Raw genomic sequence first — 23,189 nt, forward strand, 5'->3', positions numbered from 1 at the left:
TCTCCGGACCGGACCAAATGCAACAGGGTTTGCCGGTTGATCTCACCGGTAGCGGCTTCCAGTGCATCAACAGCACATGATCCGCTGGCAAGATCGGCAATAAGGCTTTCAAGTGTTTCTATCGGCAGATCGCTCAGCCCAGGAGCGCCGATCAGTATGGCGCGAATGGCATCAGTAGATTGTCCTACGTTTGGAACGGGCAGGGAACCGGTCGCTGCATCGACTGCAGCTGGCGAGGTCAAATCCTCCTGCGGTTCATCGGTCAGCGAAGAAAATCTGGAATCCGCTTCGACAGCACGACGTTCCAGTTCTTCCAGACTGGCGGCCAGATTTGCAAGCTCGTCACGATAGGCCGCTGCCTGTTGTCGCAATGAATCAAGTTCGGCCCGAGCGTTGGCTGCATTCGTTTCCGATTCCGAAAGAACAGCCTGATTGTCCAAGTGCTGTGCCCGAGCGTTCTCGACTTCCTGTGTAGCTTTTGCTCGTTCCTCCTCGAGTTCGGAAACTTGAGTCGCCGCTGCATCGCGCCGTGCTTCGGCTTCGCTCGCTTCTGCGATCAGCCGGTTCAGTTCCTCACGGGCAAGCGCGAGTTCTTGCTGTATCTCACTCAGTTCGGATTTGGCGTCGGCAAGCTGAGTGTTGATCTCTTCCAGAGATTGCGATGCGGTGTCGGTCGCGGCGGTTTGATCATTTGCTTGTGCTACTTCCGTATTTAGCTGGCTGAGCTCTGTGCGCCGGGATTCAAGTTCACCCAAAAGCGAATCCAACTCCTCTTTCGCCGCCGAAACCCCTTCGCTGGTCTGCTGAAGTGAGGCGACCATTTGGTCACGCTTTTTGGTCACAGCCTCTGTTTCAGTCTTCAACTCTGTAAGGGTAGCGTTGGCTTGGGTGATTGTTTGCCGGGACTGAGACAGTTCTTCGCCGGAACTGGCGATATCATCATCCAGTCGATCTCGCTCTTTACGCAAATCATCCAGTGATGCAGTCAGATCTGCTTTCGTTTTCTCGTCTTCCTGCAGTTGGTCAGCTAGCGTCTGCAATTCGGAGGTCAGTTCGCTAAGCCTTGCCTCGTTCTGGGAAAGCTCACTTCGCGAAGATGAAGCCTGGGATTGCAACTCTGCAAGAGCTGACTGTGCTTTGGAATGCTGAGACTGCCCATTCGCGATTTCAGTTTGCAAATCCTCAAGCGTCGCGCGTGCTTGCACAATTTCCTCTGCGACAACTTTTTGATCAGCACGTTCCCGTCCGGGGTTCGTGATTTCCACCTGCAAAGAAACAAGCTTGGTTTGCAGCTTTGTCAGCTCGGATTCTGCAGCTGCCTTTCCTTCTTCTGCGGCACGGGCAGCCAGTTCAGCGCGCGAACGTACGGCAGAAAGCGTTGCAAGCTCGATGGACATCGTGTCACGGCGATCGGCCAGCTCTGTCAGCGCAGCATCAGTTTGTTCGAACTCAGCCTGTGTCGCTGCCAGTTCCTGCATAAGATCGCTCAGGTCTTCTTCAGCAGAGCGGCGCTGTTGCGCCAGTTGAGTCAGTTTTTGGGAGGTTGCTTCGATATCATTTGTTTCAGCGCGCGTCTGTTCGATTTGCTGAGCCAAGCTTTCATATTCTTTGTTGCGACTGACGATCTGTCTCTCCAGCGCTTCTTTCTCTTGTTTGCGCGACTGAACCGCGTCCTGAACGCGCTTGAGTTCTGCCGTGACGTCGACGATTTCTTTCTGGAGTTTTGACAGGCCTGATCGGTCCGCCTCAAGCTTCGCCTGCGTCTCGCTTACGGCTGCCCTCAAAGTTTCCAGATTGCCTTGTTCATGGGAAAGTTCAGTTGAGACTGTTTCCAGGCTGGCTTTGGTCCCGATCAGTGTCTCGTTCAGAGCATCCACTTCGGCGCTGACCTGAAGCTGGCTTCTCGTCAACTCGTCAACATCTGCTGTCAATTGATCGGCCAGCATCTGGTCCGCTTCCATCTTGCTCTTGACGTCGCGCATCTCCAGTTTCAGTTGCTCAATGTTACCGATCTCTGCTGCAGCGGTTTCGATTTGAACGTTGAGTTCCGCCAGCCTGACGCTGGCTTCTTGTTTGCTGGTCTCAAGATCCACAAGCTCTGCCTGCCGAGCCACGATCGCGGCCTCGCTTGCCTCGTTCTCAGTTGTCAGCAGGGTTCGGGCTTCTTCCAGCTCGGCGATCCGCGAGGCATGGTTCAACCTCTCAGAATCGACTTCCGCAATCTGGGCGTGCAGCGCGGTCAGATCATCTTCGGCTTTGGTGATGTCTTCGAGTAAGTTGTCTCTGGTTGACTGCGCCCGGTCGATTTCTTCTTCTAGCAGCGCAAGGATTTGTCGAAGCGAGGCGGCTGTCTGCTTCGAGCCTTCAGAATTAATTGCAGGCTTTTCGGTACCTTGCGCAAAAACAACAGGCGCCCAATTGCCAAACACTAGAATAAAAACCAATACCCAATACAGCCGAAGCTGGAACATACCCCCACACCCCAAACAAAAACGGCAAGGTAAGCATCTCACAAATTGGCCAAAAAGTCGAATCTGGGCCGCATGCAGGGACGCCCGTTCATGTGCCAAAACGTCCTCTGAGTAAGTATTGCAGGAACTCATTGAGATAGGTTTCTGCCACTGTGAAGCAGCAGAAAATGCCATCATAGCATGAGCGAACTAAGGGTGCTGAGATAAGATAGATCCGACGTCTTTAAACCTGAGCCAATCTGTTCAGACAGATTTCCTGTCATCAGTATGTACTTCGTCGGATTGTACTTTTGGGCGAGGCATGTGACATGACATGGCTCTCTTCGGCAGGCAATGTGGTCGCAATGAATCCGATCTGGATGGCAAACAGCGTCTAAGAAGCTGTCGCACCTCTTGCTGTTGGTAAGTTAACCTCTGCAGAGTGCTTGCGAGCAGGGCAGTGAGGAATCATCTCAAGAATGGCAACCCAATCTGAAAACCACGCTGTATTTCTAAACGGCAGCCTAATGCGGCATGTCGTAAGAATGTCGTTGACCACCAGCATCGGACTGATGGCGATCTTTGCCGTGGACTTCGTTGATATGGTTTTCATCTCGATGTTGGGTAACGACGCGCTTGCAGCGGCAGTCGGTTATGCTGGTACGCTTTTGTTCTTTACCAATGCGGTCAATATCGGCCTGTCCATCGCGGCCGGAGCTTTAGTTGCGCGCGAACTGGGGGCAGGGCGGCCTGAACAGGCGCGAAACTACGGGTCCAGCGTCGCGATCCTGGGTATCGTAGTTGGCTTGGTGCTCTCAGCGCTGGTGATGATGAACGTCGAATTCTTATTGTCGTTACTTGGTGCAGAGGGAGAGGTTCTGCGACTGGCGTCCCGCTATGTTTCGATCATTCTGCCAACTATGTGGGTTATGGCCGCCGCCATGACCAGCATGGCTGTATTGCGTGCGCATGGTGACGCTCGTCGATCCATGATGGCAACGATATATGGTGGCATTGTAAACGCCGTTCTTGATCCGGTGCTGATTTTTGCGGTTGGACTTGGACTGGATGGTGCTGCCATTGCCTCAGTATTGGCGAGAATCACGATGCTGGGAGCAGCGTTGTTGCCTGCCTTGAAGGTTCACAATGGCTTTGCACGACCATCACCTCGTCAGGTGTTTGACGACTTTGGTGCGGTTCGCGCAATTGCCTTCCCTGCTATCCTAACAAATATCGCAACACCGATTGGAAATGCGATCGTGGTTCGGGAAATCGCCAGCTATGGGACAGATGCGGTTGCAGGTATGGCGGTGATCGGCAGGCTGCTGCCCGTCGCTTTTTCGGTCATTTTTGCGTTGTCCGGGGCTATTGGCCCGATCATAGGGCAGAACTTTGGCGCAGGACGGTATGACCGGGTCCGGTCTGCCTTTTACGCCGGGGTTCAGTTCACCGGGATATATGTGTTGATCATGGCAGCGGTTCTGTTTCTGCTACGCGCCCCAATCGCGGATTTGTTCGAGGCTCAGGGCGAAACGCGGAAACTGATCTATCTGTTCTGCGGACCGCTGGCGCTGGCTGCGTTTTTTAACGGGGTCATTTTTGTCACCAACGCCAGTTTCAACAATCTGGGCCACCCCATCTATTCCACGTGGATAAATTGGGGGCGTCATACTGTCGGGACATGGATCTTTGTCGTAATTGGCTCGTATCTGGGCGGGGCATCCGGAGTTTTGTTGGGGCAGGCCTTTGGAGGCGTGATCTTCGCCGGGATTGGTTGGTATCTGGTGGGACGCGTAGTCTCGAACCTTTCACGGCCAACCGAGGTCGAGCCATTTACCGAGCAGAACCGACTGCATTCGTTGTTCGGGCGTCGCGGCTGGTGAGCCTGAACTGGCTGGCCGATTAGTTCCCCTGGTTGCGTGCTTCCAAACGTTCCAGATTGACGACGGTCGACAGCATCAGCCGATCATGACTCCAGTCCTGCGTTTGCCTGATCGAGGCTGAACCCAACGCAAGAAGCAACGCAAAAACCAGCGTCAGTCCAAGAAAGGCCATTGGCAGATGAGATTGGGCTGACGGTGCATCAGCCAACGCGATGACCCGCTGTCGCAGCACGCGCTTTGCTTTTCCGCCCGAAACCAGTGCTACATTCAAAACACGGGGGCTGCCGCGCGACACGGTTCGGGCGCAGTAATCCAGCAAACACGCTGTGTAGTCGCGTGTATCGATACCCTTGCGGGTGACGACTGACTGATCGCAGGCCAGCTCACGCAGTCGGCTGAACTGATACTTCAGGATCAGGTAGGCCGGGTTCCAGAATAGTAGCGGACGCAGCAGTTCAAAGCCCAACTCCCATTCGACGTCATGTGCGCGAACGTGCTGCAACTCGTGAGCGAGGGCAAACCGCAAGTCGCGTGGCGTGTCCAGAAGATGGCTTGGCAGAACAACATGGCGTCGGCGCAATCCACGAACTGCAAAAGGCACGCTGATGCGATCTGAAAGACGAATGTCTACTTTGGCAGAACGCCGCCACAGAAAGCTGGTTCGGACAGTGTGCCGGATTGCCAACGCATCACGGAAGGCCCGAAAGGCAAATACGGCAGAGAGCAATACGGCACTCACAATAAGCGCAGTCAGCAGGCGGTACTCTCCGGATAAGATCATTTCAATCCAGCGCTGGCGTGTATTCAGCAGTGTTTCGAACTGCGTTGCCGGCATGGCGATATCGCCGCGCAGATAGGCAGCTACAGCGATGTCCCCAAAGGCAACAGCCTGACCCGGCCAGATCTGGCCGGCAACTAAAGTGGCACCCAATGCCAACAGTGGACTGAGTAACACACATACACATAGCGCCTTGAGCGCACGCAGTTGCACAATATAGCTATGGCCCAGCGCAGTGCGTGACAAAGCTGCCCGCGCAGCCAGCCAGATTACAGCCGACATAGCCAGAACTATGTTCAATTCGAGATACGCATCGAGAACCGGTTTAACCGCTGTCATTTTGCAGTCTCCTCTCTACCAGTGCCCGAATTTCCTCCAAATCGGCTTCACTAAGCCCCGCATCATCGACCAGTCGCGCGACCAAGGTCGCGGGTGTGTCGTCAAACAATGTGCGAGATAGGTTCTGAAGCGATCTTGCCTGATACCTGTCTTTTTCCAGAAGCGGCCTGTAAATCAGCGTCTTGCCGTCCTTACGGCTCTCGACAAAGCCTTTTTCGTCGAGAATCCGCAGGATGGTTGCACCGGATGTATAGGCCAAATTGCGCTCTGGCGGCAGACGATCCAGGACATCACGTACCGAGCCTTGCCCGAGGACCCAGAGTTCGTTCATGAACTCAAGTTCAACCTCGGTCAGAAGATTTCCCGTCTTTCTTTTTCGCATTGATCTCGGTGTCGCCATTTTACCTAGTGTGCCTGCCAGACAAGCATCCTTTTGCCTTTACGCAAAGCCTAAACTTTCCAGAACACGAAAACGCCCCATCCAATCGACAGGAAAAGCGGCGTCCAGACCGGTTGTCCCACCAACCCGAGCCAGGCGAGGAAGATATAGGCCGAGCCAAGCAGTGTGATGAACAACCGGTCGCCAAGAGTTGTCGTTAGGCCCAGAACACCACGACGTTCCAGCCCGTCCCGGAATTTTACTACCTCGAGCACTCCGATCAGGGCGATGGCGGAAAAGATGCCCACGAAGACGGCCAGAGTTGCGGGTGTCCAAGCCATCCAGAAATCAGGCCACAGAGGATCAGTCCAAGAGAACCCTTTTTCCTCTTGTTGGCCGACATTCCCCCAACCGGCCTTGGCCTGAGCGAAGGCTGTCGATGGGGCAATAAAGGAGAGGGCGAGAAGAAGTTTACGCATATCGAACCTCACACACGTCCCATCGCGAAACCGCGCGCGATGTAGTTGCGGACAAACCAGATGACGATGGCACCGGGGATGATGGTCAGGGTTCCTGCGGCAGCCAGCAGGCCCAGTTCGTATCCCGCACTGGAAGCTGTACGGGTCATCACAGCGGCGATGGGTTTCGCCTCGACCGCCGTCAGGGTCTTGGCCAGCAGCATTTCCACCCAAGAGAACATGAAGCAGAAGAACGCCGCGACGCCAACGCCCGCTTTGATATTGGGCAGGAAGATGGTCACGAAGAAACGCGGGAAGGAATAGCCGTCGACATAGGCCGTCTCATCCAGTTCCTTCGGAATGCCACGCATAAAACCTTCCAGGATCCACACTGCCAGCGGCACGTTGAATAGGGTGTGCGCCAGTGCCACGGCCAGATAGGTGTCGAACAGGTGGATCGACGAATAGAGCTGGAAGAACGGCAAGGCGAAGACTGCGGCAGGGGCCATCCGGTTGGTCAGCAGCCAGAAGAACAGCTGCTTGTCACCCAGAAACCGATAGCGCGAAAACGCATAGGCCGCAGGCAAGGCAACACAGACCGAAAGTACAGTGTTCAGAGTCACATAGGTGATCGAGTTGATGTAGCCCCAGTACCACGTTGGATCAGTGAAGATCGTGATATAATTCTCCAGCGTAAAGGTCTGGGGAAACAGGGAAAAGCCCGACAGGATCTCATTCGTGGTCTTGAAGGACATCGCAACCAGCCAATAGATTGGCAACATCAGGAACGCGATATAGAGGATCGGGATGATGGACCGCTTCTTCATTGCGCGTCATCCTTTGTCATCAGAGTGTAGAAGAGCCATGAGACCAGCAGCGTGATGGCGAAATAGATCAGGCTCATCGCGGCCGCAGGGCCAAGGTCGAACTGTCCCAGTGCGATCTTCACAAGGTCGATCGACAGCAGGGTGGTTGAGTTGCCGGGGCCGCCGCCGGTCAGAACGAAGGGCTCGGTATAGATGTTGAAACTGTCCATGAACCGCAGAAGTACGGCGATGGTCAGGACGGTCTTCATCTTGGGCAGCTGAATGTATCGGAACACCGACCACGGACTGGCACCGTCGATCTTGGCCGCCTGATAGTAGGCGTCAGGGATCGAGACGAGACCCGCGTAGCAAAGCAGCACCACCAGCGAAGTCCAGTGCCAGACATCCATCACGACGACTGTGATCCAGGCCGACAGCGGCTGTTGTGTCATGTCATAGTTGATGCCCAGAACGTCATTCAGAAAGTATCCCAGAAGACCGATCTGGGGCAGGGTGAAGATATTCCACATCGAGCCGACCACGTTCCACGGGATCAGCATCGGCAGGGCCATCAGGACCAGACAGACAGGCACCCAGAAACCTTTGCGCGGCATCGACAGGGCCACGATGATACCAAGTGGCACCTCAATGATCAGGATCAGGAAGGTGAACAGGAATTGCCGACCCAGCGCGGCTTGGAAGCGGTCGGATCGCAGGATCTGTTCGAACCAGCCCAGACCTTCCCAGAAGAACTGGTTGTTGCCGAAGGTTTCCTGAACCGAGTAATTCACCACCGTCATCATCGGCACCAGCGCGTTGAACGCGACCAGCGCCAGCACCGGCAGGACAAAGAACCATGCTTTTTGGTTTTCTGTTCTCATTGCGCCCGCTCCTCGGTTGCGATCCAGCCGTCGCGGTAGACGCGGGATTGTTCAGGTTTGAATTGAAGGAAGACCTGTGATCCGGGCTCGGGCACGCTGTGTTCGGTCACGGCCTTTAGGGCGGTGTTGCCGACCATGGCGCTGACCACATAGTGGCGACCGATGTCTGAAACTTTAGTCACGTGCGCCGGGATGCCTGCATCGCCAAAGCCCACGTATTCTGGGCGAATACCCAGGTCGGTGCGACCTCCGTCGCCGTTGGTCGGGCCTTCCAGCATAACCTCGTGACCTTCGAACACGGCGCGGTCACCTTTCGCCTCACAGGGCAGAACGTTCATGCCGGGCGAGCCGATGAAGTGGCCGACGAATGTGTGCTGAGGGCGTTCGAACAGTTCGACCGGGGTGCCGATCTGTACCACTTCGCCCTCCTGCATCACCACGACCTCATCCGCGAAGGTCAGGGCTTCGGTCTGGTCGTGGGTCACGTAGATCATTGTCGCTTTGACGCGTTGGTGCAGCTCTTTCAGTTTGGAGCGGAGTTTCCATTTCAGATGCGGGTCGATCACGGTCAGGGGTTCATCGAACATCACCGCGTTCACGTCATCTCGCACCAGACCGCGACCCATCGAGATCTTCTGTTTGTTATCCGGACTCAGACCCGATGCGCGCGTGCCCAGCATATCCGTGACGTCCAGCATTTCGGCGATCTCATCGACGCGACGCTTGATTGTGGCCGGGTCAACCCCCCGGTTTTTTAGCGGGAAAGCAAGGTTTTCGCCCACGGTCATCGTGTCGTAGATCACCGGGAACTGGAACACCTGCGCGATGTTGCGCTGGTCGGGGGGCAGGGCGGTTACGTCACGATCGTCAAACAGGATCTGTCCTTCGGACGGCGTCAAAAGACCCGAGATAATGTTCAGCAACGTGGACTTGCCGCAGCCCGAAGGGCCCAGCAGAGCATAGGCACCGCCATCGCGCCAAGTCACGTCGATTTCCTTCAGTGCATAATCTTCCGGGCCTTTCGGCGCAGGCATGTAGCTGTGTCGCAGGTTTGAAAGCTTGATCTGTGCCATGTCAGGCCACCCTTTTGCCGTCTTGGCCGAAATACCGGCAGTGGGCCGGGTTCATGTAGAAGCTGTGATCTTCGCCAACCTGATACGGATGCACACCTGTGGCGAGCGATACCCACGCATCATCGCCATGTTGGAAATGCGCGCTTGAATCCGAGCCGGACAGTTCGGTCACAATCACACGGCCGGTAAGCTCCACATCATCATCGGAAGAGCGAAACGGGGTCACTCGATGGGGTCGTACAGCGACCATGTAATCTCCGTCGGCCATGTCTGTGACAGCCCAGCCACCTCCACCAGCCAATTGCGCCTGAGCACCAGAAACGGTGATGCGCGCGACATTGATCGGCGGATCCGAAAAGACCCGCGCGGCGGCGATGTTCTCAGGGTTGCGATAGATGTCAGCGGTCGGCCCGAATTGGGTCACGCGGCCATCTTCCATCAGGGCCGTGTATCCACCCAGTAGCAGTGCTTCTTCGGGCTCCGATGTGGCATAAACCACCACAGCACCACGACCTGCGAATAGATCGGGCAGCTGCTCGCGCAATTCTTCACGCAGTTTATAGTCGAGGTTGGCCAACGGCTCGTCTAGGAAGACGGCGCGGCTCTCTTTTGCAATGGCACGCGCCAGAGCGGTGCGTTGCTGTTGTCCACCCGACAATTCATGTGGGCGGCGGTGCAGCATCGGGCGCAGTTGAAGCAGATCGGCGGCCTCTTCGACGCGGCCTTCGATCTCGGATTGCGCCATGCCTGCCACGCGCAGCGGCGAGGCGATATTGTCGAATACAGTCATATGTGGGTAGTTCACGAAGAACTGGTGCACGAGGCTGATTTTCCGCTTTTGCGTATTCAGCCGTGTGACGTCCTGCCCATCCATCAGGACCTTGCCCGAGGCGATCGGGTCCAGTCCGGCCATCATCTTGATCAGAGAGGTCTTGCCCGAGCCCGTCGCGCCCAGCAGCACGTTGAAGTGGCCTGTTTGAAGGGTCAGGTTTGTGGGCTTGATATGGATGACGTTGCCGACCCTTTTGGTCGCGTCTTGAAGTTCGATCATGTCCGTGGGTTCCGGTCCTTCAGTGCGGTGCACTGGTCTTGAGGTGGGGGTGCCTGATGCGGCACCCCCGGGTTTCATTGGCTTACTGAGACTGCCAGCGCTGAACCAATTCGTCATAGTTGACGGTCTGGCCTTGCGGCTTTTCGTTCTCCAGCTTGGCCTTGGGCGAGCCCGCTTTTTCCAGCCAGAAGGCAGGGTCCTGCGGGTCGTTCAGGCGCGGGCCACAGCCACCGTAGACACCGGCGCTTTCATCCGCGGCCTGCATACGGGCCATGGTGATGTCCATCTCTTCAGCCAGACGGTCCATTGCCTCTTGCGGTGTAAAGGCACCCGAGTTCACATCACCGATCTGCTGCCACCAGATTTGGGCCAGCTTCGGATAGTCCGGCACGTTGATGCCGGTCGGGGACCATGCCACACGGTCAGGCGAGCGGTAGAACTCGACCAGACCACCCAACTTGGGTGCGCGTTCGGTGAACGACTCGTGGTTGACAGAACTGTCGCGGATGAAGGTCAGGCCCACATGGGACTTCTTCACATCGACAGTCTTGGAGGTCACGAACTGGGCGTAAAGCCAAGCTGCCTGAGCACGATCCTCGGGGGTCGACTTCAGGAAGGTCCAGGAACCCACGTCCTGATAACCAACCTTCTGGCCTTCCTCCCAATAGGGGCCATGCGGGCTAGGCGCCATCCGCCAAAGCGGCGTGCCTTCGTCGTCCACGGTGTTGTTGCCTTCGGACTTCGGCTTCACCATGTCCGCGGTAAAGGCGGTGTACCAGAAGATCTGCTGGGCCACGTTGCCCTGGCTGAGCGCTGGCAGCGACTGATAGAAGTCATAGGATGCCGCACCCGGAGGAGCATAGTTACGCAGCCATTCGTCCCATTTGCGGATCGCGTAGACCGCGGCTGGGCCGTTTGCAGCACCACCGCGTGATACGGACGCACCAACGGGGTTACAGGTGCCCGCTTCCATGCGGATGCCCCATTCATCGACGGGTACACCGTTTGGCTCACCCTTGTCGCCGGCACCAGCCATCGACAACCAGGCGTCGGTCATACGCCAGCCAAGGTCGGGCGCGCGCTTGCCGTAGTCCATGTGGCCGTAGATCGCCACGCCATCGACTTCTTTCACGTCATTTGTGAAGAACTCGGCGATGTCCTCGTAGGCCGACCAGTTGACCGGAACACCCAGGTCATAGCCGTACTTCTCTTTGAACGCGGCTTTGTTGGCCTCGTCGTCAAACCAGTCTTTACGGAACCAGTAGAGGTTCGCGAATTGCTGATCGGGCAGCTGGTACAGTTTACCGTCCGGACCGGTCGTGAACTGAATGCCCATGAAGTCATTCAGGTCCAGCGTCGGCGAAGTTGTTGCCGCCCAGTCGCCTTCCATCATGTCGGTCAGCGGGTAAGCCAGCTGCAGACGCGAGTGGGTGCCGATGAGGTCGCTGTCGTTGACGTAACCGTCATACAGGTTCCGGCCCGTTTGCATCTGAGTCTGTACGGCCTGAACCACTTCGCCTTCGCCAAGGATCTGGTGGTTGACCTTGATGCCGGTGATTTCCTCGAACGCCTTGGTCAGAACCTCGGATTCGTAAGAGTGGGTCGGAATGCCCTCGGACAGGACGTTGATTTCCATGCCAGCGTAGGGTTGTGCAGCTTCGATGAACCACTGCATTTCCGACATCTGTTCGTCTTTCGACAGGGTCGATGGCTGGAATTCGTCGTCGATCCAACGTTGTGCTGCGGCTTCGTCGGCCCAAGCAGAACCGTGCCCCGCAATGACGGCAGCCGCCGCCACTGCGGAAAGTAGATGTCTCCGCATCTGTTTCCTCCCAAAAAATTATGGTTACCCGGTGGGGACCGGATGGCGGGCAGCATCAGCGATTTGTTGCGCATCTGTCAAACTAAAAATTTAGTAAATGAATTTTGGAGCGCCTTTGCCTAGCCTGCTCATGGTTTGAAGGCCCCCGAACATGGCAAACCATCTTCGCTTGCTTATAATTGAATTCGTTGTAAGCTGAGCGTGAAATTAAGCAGAATAATCAAGGGTTTTCACTGCGCTAATTTCGCAAAAATTCGTTTGGACTAATGAGGATAAGATATGTCCCAAAGTCTGTTGAAGTACACTCGCGTTTTGGAAATTGTCGGCGATACCATCAAGGTTCGCGTACCCGTCGACGGCTCGGCCGACTCGGAAGTTCGGTTCAATGATCTGGCCGTGATCGAGACCATTGATGGGCGAAAGACCCTGGCTCAGGTCATTTTCATTGATAGGGACGTTGTGACCCTGCAGGTCTTCTCGGGGACCAAGGGGATCTCGACCGAGGCGACGGCATCGTTTCTTGGTCACCCGATGCAGACACCGTATTCCGCAAACATATTGGGGCGTGTTTTTGATGGCGCTGGCGTTGCGATCGATGGCGGACCTGATCTTTCTGCAGAGCCTCGGATCGATATCGGTGGACCGACAGTAAACCCAGCCGAACGGGCCGTGCCCAACAAGATGATCCGAACCGATGTGCCGATGATCGATGTGTTCAACACGTTGGTCGAGAGCCAGAAGATTCCGATTTTTTCGGTCTCAGGCGAGCCGTTCAACGCGTTTCTGAGCCGAATCGGTATTCAGGCGGATGCGGATATCGTTGTGTTTGGCGGGCTTGGTCTGATCTTTGACGACTACCACACGTTTCGGACCTCGTTTGAGGATGCAGGTGTGTTTTCCAGAACCGTGATGTTCGTGAATCAGGCAATGGACCCCTTGGTTGAACGCCTGTTGGTGCCCGATATGGCGCTGGCGGTGGCCGAGAAATTCGCGGTGGAAGAGGGTAAGCGTGTTCTGGTTCTGATGACCGATATGACCGCTTATGCCGACGCGATGAAAGAAGTCGGGATCAGTCAGGAACGTGTGCCTTCCCAGCGTGGCTACATGGGTGACCTTTATTCCCAGCTTGCGCGTCGGTACGAGAAGGCCTGCGATTATGCCAAGGGCGGATCGGTAACTGTGCTGACAGTTACGACGATGCCCGGAAATGATGTGACCCATCCTGTACCTGACAACACGGGCTACATAACCGAGGGCCAGTTTTATTTGCACTCTGGCGTGATTGATCCATTTGGCAGCCTTTCGCGCCTAAAGCAGAATGTGATTGGCAAGACCACACGCGAAGATCACGGGCAGATCATGAACACGATGATCCGGTTCTACTCAGAGAGCCGTGATGCCGCGCAAAAACAGGCAATGGCGTTTGATCTGTCTGACTATGACCACCAGTTGCTGAAATTCGGCGATCTGTTTCGGACCAGGTTCATGGATATTAACGTTTCCATCCCATTGGAGGAGGCCCTGGATCTGGGCTGGAAAACTCTGGCCGAGTGTTTCGCACCAGAACAGTTGCTGATGAAGCAATCCCTGATCGACAAGTATTTCCCGAAGGATGCCAATGGCGCGGTTGCAGCTGAATAAATCGTCGCTTGCACGCGAGCAGACGCAGCTGAAAAGCTATGAACGGTTCCTGCCGTCGCTGGATCTGAAACGCCAGCAGTTGATGGCAGAACGTGTAAAGGCACGGGAAAACGTTCGTAAGTTACAGGATGAAGTTCAGGAACTGGCCCGACAGGTCGGGGAAAAGCTGCCTATGTTAGCCCAGCGTGGCATCGATCTGGACGGGTTGGTTGAACTCAAGGATTACCAGGTCAAAGAGGTCAACGTAGTAGGGGTCAAGATGCCTGATCTCGACCGGATCGAGGTCGTAGTGCGCCCATATTCAACGCTGGCCAAACCGTATTGGGTGGATACGACTGCAAGCCTGCTGCACGATATGATCGAGGCCCGGTTGCGGGTCAAAGTGGCTAAGGAACGAGTTAGAATATTCGATAAGGCGGTGGCGACAATCACGCAGCGGGTCAATCTGTTTGAAAAGGTTCTGATCCCGCGCGCAAAGGCAAATATTAAGAAAATCCGCATCTATCTGAGTGACGAACAGATGCAGGCTGTGGTTCGGTCCAAGATTTCCAAGCGCAAACATGCGCAGGAGGCTTTGACATGACGGTTGCCCGGCTCAAAAAGCTGTCATTGGTCGGGCCCGCTGCGCACAAGACAGCAACGCTTGAGGCACTGCAGGACCTTGGCTGCATGCATGTGCTGCCCCTTGCACCGCCACCCAACGAACCCGAGAAGATTAGCGAGCGCGGCGCAAGAGAAGCCTACAAGGCGCTGCGTTTCCTGGCCGAGGTTTCAGATCCGAGGCGTCAAATACAACGTGATCCCGACTTTGAAATGGATGCATTCGTCAAGGACGTACGAGACCTGATGCAGCGAAGCCGCGATATGATGGATCGTCGGGATTTTCTGGCGCATCGTATCGCTCAGGTGCGTCCTTGGGGTGATTTGGACTTTCCGCCAACGGATGTGTTGGCCGGTAATCGGTTGTGGTTCTATCAGTTGCCGCAGAAACACCGCGACGCACTGTCCGGTGTCGAACTTCCCTGGGCTGTACTGCATGAGGATCACAGGTTTCTTTACGCTGTCCTGATCTCACCGGATGAGCCCGATGACGACATCCTGCCCATACCACGTACGCATGTGGGATCATTGCCGATCCACGAACTGGAAGCGCAACTGGAAGAGGCAGAGATAGCTCTGGAAGCTCTGGAGGCTGAGCGAGTTGCTCAGACCCGATACCTGACATTGATGCGGCGCAATCTTTCGGTGGCAGAAAGTGCTGCTGAGCTGGCCCATGCCACTCAAAAGGTTCGCGATGAAGAGGCAATGTTCGCGTTGCAGGGCTGGGTTCCCGAAGATCGCGTTGATGCTGTTCTGGATATGGCGAGTGCCAATAAATCGGCAGTTCTGATCGAAGAGCCGACTTCGGACGACACCCCGCCAACATTGCTGGAGCAACCTGACAAACGCGCAGCTGCCGTCGATCTGGCACTGTTTTATCAGGTGCCGGGCTATCAGGATTGGGATCCGAGTGTGATCGTATCAGCCTCGTTTGCCATCTTTTTTGCGATGATTATCGCTGATGCCGGCTATGGGGTCGTTATCCTGCTTGGCCTGCTGTTCTTCTGGAAGCGGATGGGCTCAACGGTATCTCTGAGATCCTGGCGTCGCTATGGGCTTGTTATATCAGGCGCAACCATTCTGTATGGGGTGATGGTCGGCAGCTACTTTGGGGCGTCCCCCGATGCGGGTTCGATCTGGGCCAAGCTAAAGGTTCTGGATATCAATAACTTCAGTGCGATGATGATGGTTTCGATCGTCGTTGGAGTGTTGCATCTGATCCTGGCCAATGCGCTGGCGGCCCGTGCGGCATGGGGGCAACGAAAGGCGGTCGCTAATCTGGGCTGGATTGCTGCTTTGATCGGCGGTTTTGTCCTCTGGCTTAGCTATATGAAAGGCCAATCTCCAAATCCTGGTGCAGCGATCCTGTGCGTGGGTGTGATTGCCATCGTTCTGTTCTCAAGCGAACGCGTGATCAAAAAGCCAACGGATTGGGTGTGGCGTCTGATCGAAGGCTTGCAAAGCCTGGCAGGTGCTATGGGTGCATTTGGCGATGTACTGAGCTACATGCGTCTCTTTGCGCTGGGCCTTGCGTCGGCTTCTTTGGCGATCACGTTCAACGATCTGGCCGTATCGGTGATGCATTCACTCAAAGGGCCGGGTATCTTGTTCGGGTTGCTGATCCTGATCATCGGCCACGTTCTCAACTTCGCCCTCGCGATCATGAGTGGCGTCGTTCACGGGCTACGTCTCAATTACATCGAATTCTTTAAATGGGGTCTGCCGGATGAGGGTACTATCTTTCGTCCGTTTGCCCGCAAGGAGGTTCAGGAATGAATGAGCTTGTTGTCACATTGGGTTGGCTGGGCATCTACGCGCCGATGGCGCTGGGCGCTGCGGCAAGTGCCATTGGTTGTGCCATCGCGGGACAAGCCAGTATTGGCGCGATGACCGAAACCGATGGGGGATATGGCCGGTTTGTTGGCGTCTCGGCCTTTCCGTCGACGATGGTGATCTATGGCATTGTCATCATGTTCACGCTGAACAGGGACGTAACGCCCGAAAACGCGGGCGGTTTGTTTGGGATCGGGATCCTGTCGGGAATCGCACTGATGTATTGCGGCATCTGGCAAGGGCGCGCCTGTGCGGCTGCGATCAATGCGACCAAAGAGAAACCCGAGATCTTTGGTCTCGCACTTGCCCCGGCAGCGATCATCGAAGGGTTCGGAGTGTTTGCGTTTGTCTTCGCTCTGGTGATCAGCGCGGGGATCAGCTGATGGCACAGGATGGCACAATCTCTCATGGTGTCGACGCCCTGATTGACAAGTTGCGCAATGATGGGGTCGCGGCTGGTCAGGCCGAGGCGGAAAAACTGCGGTCGGATGCCAAGGCTGAGGCGGCCCGCATCGTGGCAGACGCCAAGCGCGAAGCCGAAGATTACATGAAAAAGGCACGGTCAGATTCTGACAATTATCGCGCGGCAGGCGAAGAAGCTCTGAACACGGCCATGCGAGATGCAGTTCTGACAATGAAGGCTGGTTTGACCGATCGTTTCAAAGAAGATGTCGAACGGCTGGTCACCAAAGACATGGCTGATCCGGAGTTGCTGAAGCAGATGATCCTCGAAGTCGTCGGGCGAGCAGCGGAGGGCGCAAATCTGGATGGCAAGGTTCAGGTCATTCTGCCAGCCAAGGTCGCGACACAGGAAGATATCAAGCAAAACGCAGATGATATTCAGTCGGGCAAGCTGACCAAGTACGTGTTGGGTCTGACCGCCAAAATGTTACGGGAAAACGTAGAACTGCACGCTTCTGATGATACGCAGGAGGGAATTCGCGTTCGGGCCGAAGATCAGGGTGTTGTGCTCGATCTGACAGACAAAGCAGTAGCCTCATTGTTGATGGAGCATCTGCAGCCGAGGTTCCGTGCAGTGCTGGAAGGCGTGATCCGCTGAGATGTCAAACCCCGACGCCTATATCTCGCTGATTTGCAGCCTGCCGGGTTCCGAGCGTTTGTTCATTGCTAAACAGCCGCCGTTGTCACGTCTTAGGCTGGAGCGTCGCCTGAAGGCTTTGAAGCCTGAAGATGCGCGTGTGTTGCAGGTGCTGGAGAACGCGCTGAGTTGGAGCGCCTATGACATGGACGTTACGGATGCGCAGGCCATAGGGCGTTGCAAGCAGGCGCTCAAAGAGGTCCCGCAGCCGACACTGCGTAAGCTGTTCATGGAACGGATCGAAATGCGTACCGTGATCGCTGCGATGCGTCTGCGTAAACGGGGTGAGGGGGCACCTTCCGGCGCATTCGGAATGGGCCGCTGGAGTCGGCATATTCCTGCGAACTGGAGCGATCCGGGGTTTCGATTGGAAACACCCATGCCTTGGGTGAAAGAGGCGCATCAGTTGCTGGAAAGCGATGATCCACTTGGTCTGGAAAGGCTGCTTCTGTCGGTCAGTCAAAAACAGCTCAAACGGCACGCCGCCCGCCATTTCTTCGATTTCGAAGCGGTCGCGATCTACGTGTTGATCTGGAACATATTCGATCGCTGGTCCCAAAGTAATGCCGAAGACGCGGCAAAGAGATTTGAGGCACTGGCACAACAGGCGATGGCCAATGTCACTGATATTGATTTTGAGGGAGTAAGCGCATGACAGCCCCAACCTCATCGACCCAGACCGCAACCGCGCGCGTTGTTTCTGTGCAGGAAGGCCTTGTGCAGATTCAAGCCAACAAGGATGCTTCGGGCCAGCCAGGACAGTTGGTCAAGAACGAGGTCGTGTTCATCCTTCCAACACGTGCAGGCCCCGGTGGCCGTCAGGAACGTCTCAAGGCCGAAGTGTTGCGGGTGCGCGGCGATACTGCGGATGTGCAGGTTTACGAGAGTACGGATGGTGTAGCGGTCGGCGATCAGGTTGAGCAGTCTGGTCAATTGCTTTCGGTTGAGCTGGGGCCGGGCCTGCTGGGGCAGGTGTTCGATGGGTTGCAGTCTCCTTTACCCAAAGTTGCCGCCGAATTCGGAACCTTCTTGCCGCGTGGTGCAGATGTTGCCCCACTGGATGATCAGGCGAAATGGTCGTTTACGCCATCCGTGAAGGTTGGTGATACGGTTAATGCCGGAGACAGTATCGGGACAGTTCCCGAGGGTCGTTTCAACCACAAGATCATGCTGCCGTTCAATTGGGCAGGTGAGTACAAAGTGGTCTGGGTGCAAAAGGGCGCGGCCACGATCCATGACATCGTCGCCCGCTTAGAGGACGAGCAGGGCGGGGAACACACTCTCACCCTTTCGCAGAAGTGGCCGGTTCGGCGGGCGCTGCCAGAGAACATCCTGAAACGCACTTTATCAGAGAGGCTGTACCCAACCGAGCCCGTCCTGACGTCGCAGAGGCTGATTGATACGTTCTTCCCTATTGCACGCGGTGGGACGGCCTGTATCCCCGGGCCTTTTGGGGCGGGGAAGACCGTTCTTCAGAACCTGATCGCGCGAAATGCCAAAGTGGATATCGTGATCGTGGTGGCCTGCGGTGAGCGCGCGGGCGAAGTGGTCGAAACCATATCCGAGTTTCCCAAGATGACCGACCCGACATCTGGTGGCAGCCTGATGGACCGGACAATCATCATCTGTAACACGTCGTCCATGCCGGTGGCGGCACGTGAAGCTTCGATCTTCACTGGGATTACACTTGGCGAGTATTACCGCCAGATGGGTTATGACGTGCTTTTGATTGCTGACAGCACCAGCCGGTGGGCACAGGCGATGCGCGAAACTTCTGGCAAGCTTGAGGAGATCCCGGGCGAGGAGGGGTTTCCGGCCTATCTGGAGAGCTCGATCAAAGGACTGTACGAGCGGGCCGGAGCGTTGAAGACGAATGACGGGGATCTGGGCAGTCTGACCCTGATCGGGACAGTTTCACCTGCAGGTGGTAACTTTGATGAACCTGTCACCCAGTCGACGTTGTCCACAGTCAAATGTTTCCTCGGATTGTCATCCGAGCGCGCCTACAAACGTTTCTACCCGGCAGTGGACCCGATGCTCAGCTGGTCACGCTATCTGGATCAGCTTTCTGACTGGTATGACAAAAATGCCGAACCGGGCTGGACCGGAAAGGTGCGGGACTTGCTGTCACTCATCGAAAAGGGTGAGCAGGTCGACCAAATGATGCAGGTCACGGGCGAAGAGGGTGTCACGATTGAGGACTTCGTGACGCAACAAAAAGCCCTGTTTGTAGATATGGTTTATCTGCAGCAAGACGCCTTTGATAAAGTAGATGCCACTGTCCCGCTTGAGAGACAGAAACAGACCTTCAAGCTTGTCTATGACGTTACTCAGTCAAAGGCCGGGTTTGCGGACAAGGCCGAGGTGCGTCAGGTCTTTACTCAGCTGACAGGCTTGATGAAGAATTTCCACTATGCTGCTGAAAACACGCCGGAGTTCAAGTCTATCTGGACCCAGGTCGAAGAACTCTGCCGCGAAAAATTCGGCATCTGAAGCCAAAAATTCACCAAACGTGTGGTAACAGCGCGATGATCAGGCAGCGATATGCCTGAATCACGGGATATGGGTTGTTGTTGACCATATTATGTGCCCTTATGTGGGGATATTTGGGAATTTGGAGCCGCCTGTGAAAAATCGCGCACCTCATACACACCGAGAATTGGAGCTGCTGGATGTCCTGCGGCGACTTGGCGGTACAGCCAGAAATTCAGAGCTGGCAAAGACCCTTGATGTGTCCGAAGAGACGGTCCGGCGTACCATCAAATCCCTGTCCAAAACGGGCGCTGTCGAGCGCGTCCATGGTGGTGCGTATCTGGCGGGAACACAGGGGGATCCCAGTTTCTTCAGCAGAATATCGCAACATTCGGATGAAAAACGGCAAATTGCGGTTCAAGTTGCGAAGCTGGTGCAAAGCGGAATGACCATCTTTCTGGATGTCGGTTCGACAACGGCTTTTGTGGCCGAGGAGTTGAGACAGATCGGAAATCTGACAATCGTCAGCAATTCCATCGGTATTGGCCAGACGCTGGCGGGAACCAACGGCAACCGTGTGCATCTGTTAGGTGGTGAATTACAGAGCGATGAGCGTGGAACCTTTGGATACGTCGCCCATAGACAGGCACAGCGATATGCCTTTGACATGGTGCTGCTGAGTATCGATGCCGTATCGGCAGAAAAAGGCTTCATGTATCGCAGCGCTGCAGAAGCTGAACTGTCTGCAATGATTGCGGAAAATGCGGATCAGGTCGTAGTCGCAACGGCGCATTTCAAGTTTGGTGAAACAGCCCCTTATGTCGGCCCGGACCCCCGGGATGTTGACCTGCTCGTATCCGACAAATTTCCCAAAGGCGCGCTGGCCAGCGCGTTAGAGGGCTGGGGTGTGAAAGCTCAAAAAGCAAGTGGAGCATAGATGATGCTCGTCCGTAATGATCATGCGGCACATGCGGTGCGTGTGTCGGAAATAGCATCAGAAACCGCGCGCGAGTATTTCCGCGGGCGCCTTGGTATCGAGTTCAAGGCGGACGAAAGCCCGGTGACACAGGCCGACAAGGCAGTCGAAGCCAAGGTGCGCGAATACCTGCAGGAGCACTTTCCTGATCACGGGATCGTTGGTGAAGAACACGGTGTTCAGGGTGGCGACCGGCGCGAGATGTGGATAATCGACCCTATCGACGGAACCCGTTCTTTTCTGTCGGGCCATCCTTTGTTCGGTTTCTTGCTCGGACATCTGGTTGACGGGATTGCCGATTTGGGTGTCGTCGCAATGCCTGCACTGAATGAAGTGTTTCTTGGCGTGCAGGGGCAAGGCGCAACACTGAACGGCGAGAGTATCTCGGTCTCGGAAAAGACCCAGCTTGAACAAGCGATTTTGTATGTAAATGAAGGCGACAAGCTTCATCGTGATCATCCGATCGTGTTTGATCGACTGATGCAATCGGGGCAAACGCGCCGCTTTGCCTATGATTGCTATCCGCACGCCTTGCTGGCAGCCGGGCATGTGGATGCTGTGATCGATTACGATCTTCAACCCTATGACTTCCTGCCGGTTTCGGCCCTGGTTCAAGCTGCAGGTGGCATTATGACAGATTGGGACGGTAAGCCTTTGAATCTGAGTTCAGACGGCAAGGTCATTTCGGCAGCAACGCCGGAACTGCATACTCAGATGCTGCAGCTCGTCCACGGATAAGAAGATGGCAATAGTAAGTTTTTTGATTCAACTGGCCGGTGCCACCATGCTGCTGCTTTTTGCGGTACGGATGGTGCGTACGGGGATCGAGCGCAGCTATGGCGCGTCCTTCCAGCGCGTCATGACAGGGCAGCAGAACTATGTACAGGCTTCGGGCGTGGGCATTGCAATGGCCGTTGTCCTTCAAAGCTCTGCCGCTGTGGCGTTGCTGACGTCTGGCTTTGCTGCGAGCGGACTTCTGAGCTTTCCTGTTGGTCTGGCGATTGTATTGGGCGGCGATCTCGGCTCGGCGTTGGTTATTCAGATATTGTCGTTCCGAATGGACTGGCTGGTTCCACTTCTGTTGGCTGTGGGCGGGTATCTGTTCGTCAAAACAGAAGCTAAGAAAGCCCGTCAATTGGGGCGCATTCTGATGGGGATCGCCTTCATCCTGATATCGCTGCGCTTTCTGCGCGAGGCGATGGATCCCATTCGCGACAGCGCGTTTCTGCCTGCCGTTGCTGACTATCTGGCCCGCGACTACATAACTGCCTTTTTGGTCGGCGGGGCGCTGGCTTTTGTCATGCACTCTTCGGTGGCCGCGATCTTGATGTGTGTCACTCTTGTCCAGATCGGAGCAATTCCGTTCGAGGCAGGTTTGTCGCTTGTCCTTGGCGCTAACTTTGGGTCGGCTTTCATTCCGGTTTGGCTGAGCCGTGGTATGGAAATGCCAGCCCGAAGAATACCCTACACAAACCTCGTTCTGCGCGGCACGTGGGCGATCGTCGTGCTATTTGCCTGTAACTTTGCCTTACGGTCGGGGCTGGTGGATACGCCCGGTGGAGGGCAGATGCTGGTCAGCGCGCATCTTGCGTTCAACGCATCGCTGCTTTTGCTCGCCTTGCCGATCTGTGGACGATTGCAGCCCCTGGCAGAGCGTCTATTGCCAGAGCAGACGACCAGTGTAGATCTGGCTCAGCAGGCACGCCCAGCAAGCGCGTTGGACCCTCGCAACATCGGAAGTCCCAGTCAGGCCGTTTCCAGCCTCAAGCGAGAGCTGCTGCGCATGTGCGATCTGGTTGAGGGCATGTTCCGGCCTGCGCTCGAGTTGTACCGGTCGGGTGACAAGGATCAGATACGTGCCGTGCGCGCGATGGACGGCGATGTGAACGAATGCCTGTCGGGAATTCGGGCATTTGTTGCCACGATCCCAACCGATAGCTTTGGAAAAAAGAATGCCAAACTCGCACGTGATATGATGGAATATGCCATCCGCCTTGAAACAGCCGGTGACGTTGTGGCTAAGCGACTTACCCAGTTGGCAGATGAAATGCGTAAGAAGGGGGCCACGTTCTCAAAAGAAGGCTGGTCCGAACTGGTGCAGATGCATGAGAGCATTCTGGCCAATGTGAAGCTGGCTTCGAACGTTCTGATTTCCGATGACCTCGAAAGCGCTCGCCTTCTGAGCTTGGAAAAGAGCGAGATCAAGCGAGCTGAAAGAGACAGCCGCAAGCGGCACCTGCGGCGACTACAGCACGGTACGACCGAGAGCTTTGAGACCAGCGATATCCATCTGGAAACCTTGCGGGCGTTTCGCGAGTTCAACAGCCATATCTCGGCCGTTGCGTACCCGATCCTTTATCGCCACGGTCAGTTGCTTGAGACCCGCCTGATCGAGGAGTTGCCTCAGATGGCTGACGAGGATCTGAACGGCGCCGATAGCTAAGGCGAGGAACAGTTTTTCCGGCGAGCAATATCGCCGGAGAAATCCGTATTCTGCGAGATTGTTTGGGAAAATGGCAGCCCGTAGGGGAATCGAACCCCTCTTTCCAGGTTGAAAACCTGGCGTCCTAACCGATAGACGAACGGGCCATTTGGTATCCATCACAAGCACAAGTGGTAGCCCGTAGGGGAATCGAACCCCTCTTTCC

The 23,189-nt window shown here is 55.7% G+C and carries 20 protein-coding genes and 1 tRNA gene; 11 read left to right on the plus strand and 10 right to left on the minus strand.

All coding sequences use genetic code 11. The features are described from left to right. On the minus strand, positions 1–2,471 hold a 2,471-nt coding region (locus tag E1297_RS14035), incomplete at its 3' end, for a hypothetical protein (RefSeq protein ID WP_196223313.1). Between the two features lie 458 nt (positions 2,472–2,929). On the opposite strand from E1297_RS14035, the gene E1297_RS14040 reads away from it, so the two are divergent. Next, entirely contained in the window at positions 2,930–4,333 is a 1,404-nt protein-coding gene (locus E1297_RS14040) for an MATE family efflux transporter (RefSeq protein ID WP_209015791.1), read from the plus strand. Positions 4,334–4,352: 19 nt separating this feature from the next. Here the strand turns inward: E1297_RS14040 and E1297_RS14045 are convergent, their stop codons facing one another. From E1297_RS14045 to E1297_RS14080, 8 genes are all read right to left on the minus strand, one after another. Next, positions 4,353–5,450 carry a M56 family metallopeptidase gene (locus E1297_RS14045; protein WP_155139153.1) on the minus strand — a complete coding sequence of 366 codons (1,098 nt, stop codon included), beginning with the start codon at positions 5,448–5,450 and terminating at the stop codon, positions 4,353–4,355. Continuing rightward, the gene (locus E1297_RS14050) at positions 5,437–5,832 is read right to left on the minus strand and encodes a BlaI/MecI/CopY family transcriptional regulator (protein ID WP_155139155.1); all 396 of its coding nucleotides are present in this window, start codon (positions 5,830–5,832) and stop codon (positions 5,437–5,439) included. Before E1297_RS14050 ends, E1297_RS14045 begins: the two co-directional genes overlap by 14 nt. 68 nt (positions 5,833–5,900) lie before the next feature. After that, positions 5,901–6,308: a DUF2160 domain-containing protein gene (locus E1297_RS14055; protein ID WP_155139157.1), complete on the minus strand. Its 408-nt coding sequence runs from the start codon at positions 6,306–6,308 to the stop codon at positions 5,901–5,903. 8 nt (positions 6,309–6,316) lie between these two features. Further along, on the minus strand, positions 6,317–7,114 hold the full coding sequence (locus E1297_RS14060; RefSeq protein WP_155139158.1) for a carbohydrate ABC transporter permease: 798 nt from the start codon (positions 7,112–7,114) through the stop codon (positions 6,317–6,319). Continuing rightward, complete coding sequence (locus E1297_RS14065; protein ID WP_155139160.1) at positions 7,111–7,974, minus strand: carbohydrate ABC transporter permease; 864 nt, start codon at positions 7,972–7,974, stop codon at positions 7,111–7,113. Before E1297_RS14065 ends, E1297_RS14060 begins: the two co-directional genes overlap by 4 nt. After that, a complete protein-coding gene (locus E1297_RS14070) occupies positions 7,971–9,047 on the minus strand; it encodes an ABC transporter ATP-binding protein (RefSeq protein ID WP_155139162.1) in 1,077 nt (358 codons plus the stop codon). Before E1297_RS14070 ends, E1297_RS14065 begins: the two co-directional genes overlap by 4 nt. 1 nt (position 9,048) lies before the next feature. Beyond that, positions 9,049–10,098, minus strand: coding sequence for an ABC transporter ATP-binding protein (locus E1297_RS14075; RefSeq protein WP_155139164.1), 1,050 nt, complete (start codon positions 10,096–10,098; stop codon positions 9,049–9,051). Positions 10,099–10,180: 82 nt separating this feature from the next. Next, complete coding sequence (locus E1297_RS14080) at positions 10,181–11,920, minus strand: ABC transporter substrate-binding protein (RefSeq protein ID WP_155139166.1); 1,740 nt, start codon at positions 11,918–11,920, stop codon at positions 10,181–10,183. A 279-nt stretch (positions 11,921–12,199) separates the two neighbouring features. Between E1297_RS14080 and E1297_RS14085 the strand changes: the two genes are divergently transcribed. The 10 genes from E1297_RS14085 to E1297_RS14130 all read left to right on the plus strand — a co-directional run bounded on the left by E1297_RS14085 (position 12,200) and on the right by E1297_RS14130 (position 22,984). Then, positions 12,200–13,561, plus strand: a complete 1,362-nt coding sequence (locus E1297_RS14085) for a V-type ATP synthase subunit B (RefSeq protein WP_155139168.1) — start codon at positions 12,200–12,202, stop codon at positions 13,559–13,561. After that, the gene (locus E1297_RS14090) at positions 13,539–14,144 is read left to right on the plus strand and encodes a V-type ATP synthase subunit D (protein ID WP_155139170.1); all 606 of its coding nucleotides are present in this window, start codon (positions 13,539–13,541) and stop codon (positions 14,142–14,144) included. Before E1297_RS14085 ends, E1297_RS14090 begins: the two co-directional genes overlap by 23 nt. Then, positions 14,141–15,937: a V-type ATP synthase subunit I gene (locus E1297_RS14095; protein ID WP_155139172.1), complete on the plus strand. Its 1,797-nt coding sequence runs from the start codon at positions 14,141–14,143 to the stop codon at positions 15,935–15,937. Before E1297_RS14090 ends, E1297_RS14095 begins: the two co-directional genes overlap by 4 nt. Continuing rightward, positions 15,934–16,377: an ATP synthase subunit C gene (locus E1297_RS14100; RefSeq protein ID WP_155139174.1), complete on the plus strand. Its 444-nt coding sequence runs from the start codon at positions 15,934–15,936 to the stop codon at positions 16,375–16,377. The genes E1297_RS14095 and E1297_RS14100 overlap by 4 nt, the downstream gene beginning before the upstream one ends. Continuing rightward, positions 16,377–17,054, plus strand: a complete 678-nt coding sequence (locus E1297_RS14105; protein WP_155139176.1) for a hypothetical protein — start codon at positions 16,377–16,379, stop codon at positions 17,052–17,054. The genes E1297_RS14100 and E1297_RS14105 overlap by 1 nt, the downstream gene beginning before the upstream one ends. A 1-nt stretch (position 17,055) precedes the next feature. Continuing rightward, positions 17,056–17,748 carry a hypothetical protein gene (locus E1297_RS14110; protein ID WP_155139178.1) on the plus strand — a complete coding sequence of 231 codons (693 nt, stop codon included), beginning with the start codon at positions 17,056–17,058 and terminating at the stop codon, positions 17,746–17,748. Continuing rightward, positions 17,745–19,586 carry a V-type ATP synthase subunit A gene (locus E1297_RS14115; RefSeq protein ID WP_155139180.1) on the plus strand — a complete coding sequence of 614 codons (1,842 nt, stop codon included), beginning with the start codon at positions 17,745–17,747 and terminating at the stop codon, positions 19,584–19,586. Before E1297_RS14110 ends, E1297_RS14115 begins: the two co-directional genes overlap by 4 nt. Before the next feature lie 133 nt (positions 19,587–19,719). Beyond that, the gene (locus E1297_RS14120) at positions 19,720–20,502 is read left to right on the plus strand and encodes a DeoR/GlpR family DNA-binding transcription regulator (protein ID WP_209015792.1); all 783 of its coding nucleotides are present in this window, start codon (positions 19,720–19,722) and stop codon (positions 20,500–20,502) included. After that, the gene (locus tag E1297_RS14125; protein WP_209015793.1) at positions 20,503–21,279 is read left to right on the plus strand and encodes an inositol monophosphatase family protein; all 777 of its coding nucleotides are present in this window, start codon (positions 20,503–20,505) and stop codon (positions 21,277–21,279) included. 4 nt (positions 21,280–21,283) lie between these two features. Then, a complete protein-coding gene (locus tag E1297_RS14130; protein ID WP_155139184.1) occupies positions 21,284–22,984 on the plus strand; it encodes a Na/Pi cotransporter family protein in 1,701 nt (566 codons plus the stop codon). A gap of 71 nt (positions 22,985–23,055) precedes the next feature. Here the strand turns inward: E1297_RS14130 and E1297_RS14135 are convergent. Then, positions 23,056–23,130: transfer RNA gene (locus E1297_RS14135), tRNA-Glu, on the minus strand. Positions 23,131–23,189 lie beyond the last annotated feature (59 nt).

This window comes from Roseibium sp. RKSG952 (assembly GCF_009711355.1).

Bases quoted from the DNA above. Each gene is read 5' to 3' on its own strand.
- E1297_RS14045 (WP_155139153.1), bottom strand. From the start codon at position 5,450: ATGACAGCGGTTAAACCGGTTCTCGATGCGTATCTCGAATTGAACATA.
- E1297_RS14070 (WP_155139162.1), bottom strand. From the start codon at position 9,047: ATGGCACAGATCAAGCTTTCAAACCTGCGACACAGCTACATGCCTGCG.
- E1297_RS14065 (WP_155139160.1), bottom strand. From the start codon at position 7,974: ATGAGAACAGAAAACCAAAAAGCATGGTTCTTTGTCCTGCCGGTGCTG.
- E1297_RS14110 (WP_155139178.1), top strand. From the start codon at position 17,056: ATGTCAAACCCCGACGCCTATATCTCGCTGATTTGCAGCCTGCCGGGT.
- E1297_RS14075 (WP_155139164.1), bottom strand. From the start codon at position 10,098: ATGATCGAACTTCAAGACGCGACCAAAAGGGTCGGCAACGTCATCCAT.
- E1297_RS14060 (WP_155139158.1), bottom strand. From the start codon at position 7,114: ATGAAGAAGCGGTCCATCATCCCGATCCTCTATATCGCGTTCCTGATG.
- E1297_RS14055 (WP_155139157.1), bottom strand. From the start codon at position 6,308: ATGCGTAAACTTCTTCTCGCCCTCTCCTTTATTGCCCCATCGACAGCC.
- E1297_RS14115 (WP_155139180.1), top strand. From the start codon at position 17,745: ATGACAGCCCCAACCTCATCGACCCAGACCGCAACCGCGCGCGTTGTT.
- E1297_RS14095 (WP_155139172.1), top strand. From the start codon at position 14,141: ATGACGGTTGCCCGGCTCAAAAAGCTGTCATTGGTCGGGCCCGCTGCG.
- E1297_RS14050 (WP_155139155.1), bottom strand. From the start codon at position 5,832: ATGCGAAAAAGAAAGACGGGAAATCTTCTGACCGAGGTTGAACTTGAG.
- E1297_RS14100 (WP_155139174.1), top strand. From the start codon at position 15,934: ATGAATGAGCTTGTTGTCACATTGGGTTGGCTGGGCATCTACGCGCCG.
- E1297_RS14130 (WP_155139184.1), top strand. From the start codon at position 21,284: ATGGCAATAGTAAGTTTTTTGATTCAACTGGCCGGTGCCACCATGCTG.
- E1297_RS14105 (WP_155139176.1), top strand. From the start codon at position 16,377: ATGGCACAGGATGGCACAATCTCTCATGGTGTCGACGCCCTGATTGAC.
- E1297_RS14090 (WP_155139170.1), top strand. From the start codon at position 13,539: ATGGCGCGGTTGCAGCTGAATAAATCGTCGCTTGCACGCGAGCAGACG.
- E1297_RS14080 (WP_155139166.1), bottom strand. From the start codon at position 11,920: ATGCGGAGACATCTACTTTCCGCAGTGGCGGCGGCTGCCGTCATTGCG.
- E1297_RS14125 (WP_209015793.1), top strand. From the start codon at position 20,503: ATGATGCTCGTCCGTAATGATCATGCGGCACATGCGGTGCGTGTGTCG.
- E1297_RS14085 (WP_155139168.1), top strand. From the start codon at position 12,200: ATGTCCCAAAGTCTGTTGAAGTACACTCGCGTTTTGGAAATTGTCGGC.
- E1297_RS14040 (WP_209015791.1), top strand. From the start codon at position 2,930: ATGGCAACCCAATCTGAAAACCACGCTGTATTTCTAAACGGCAGCCTA.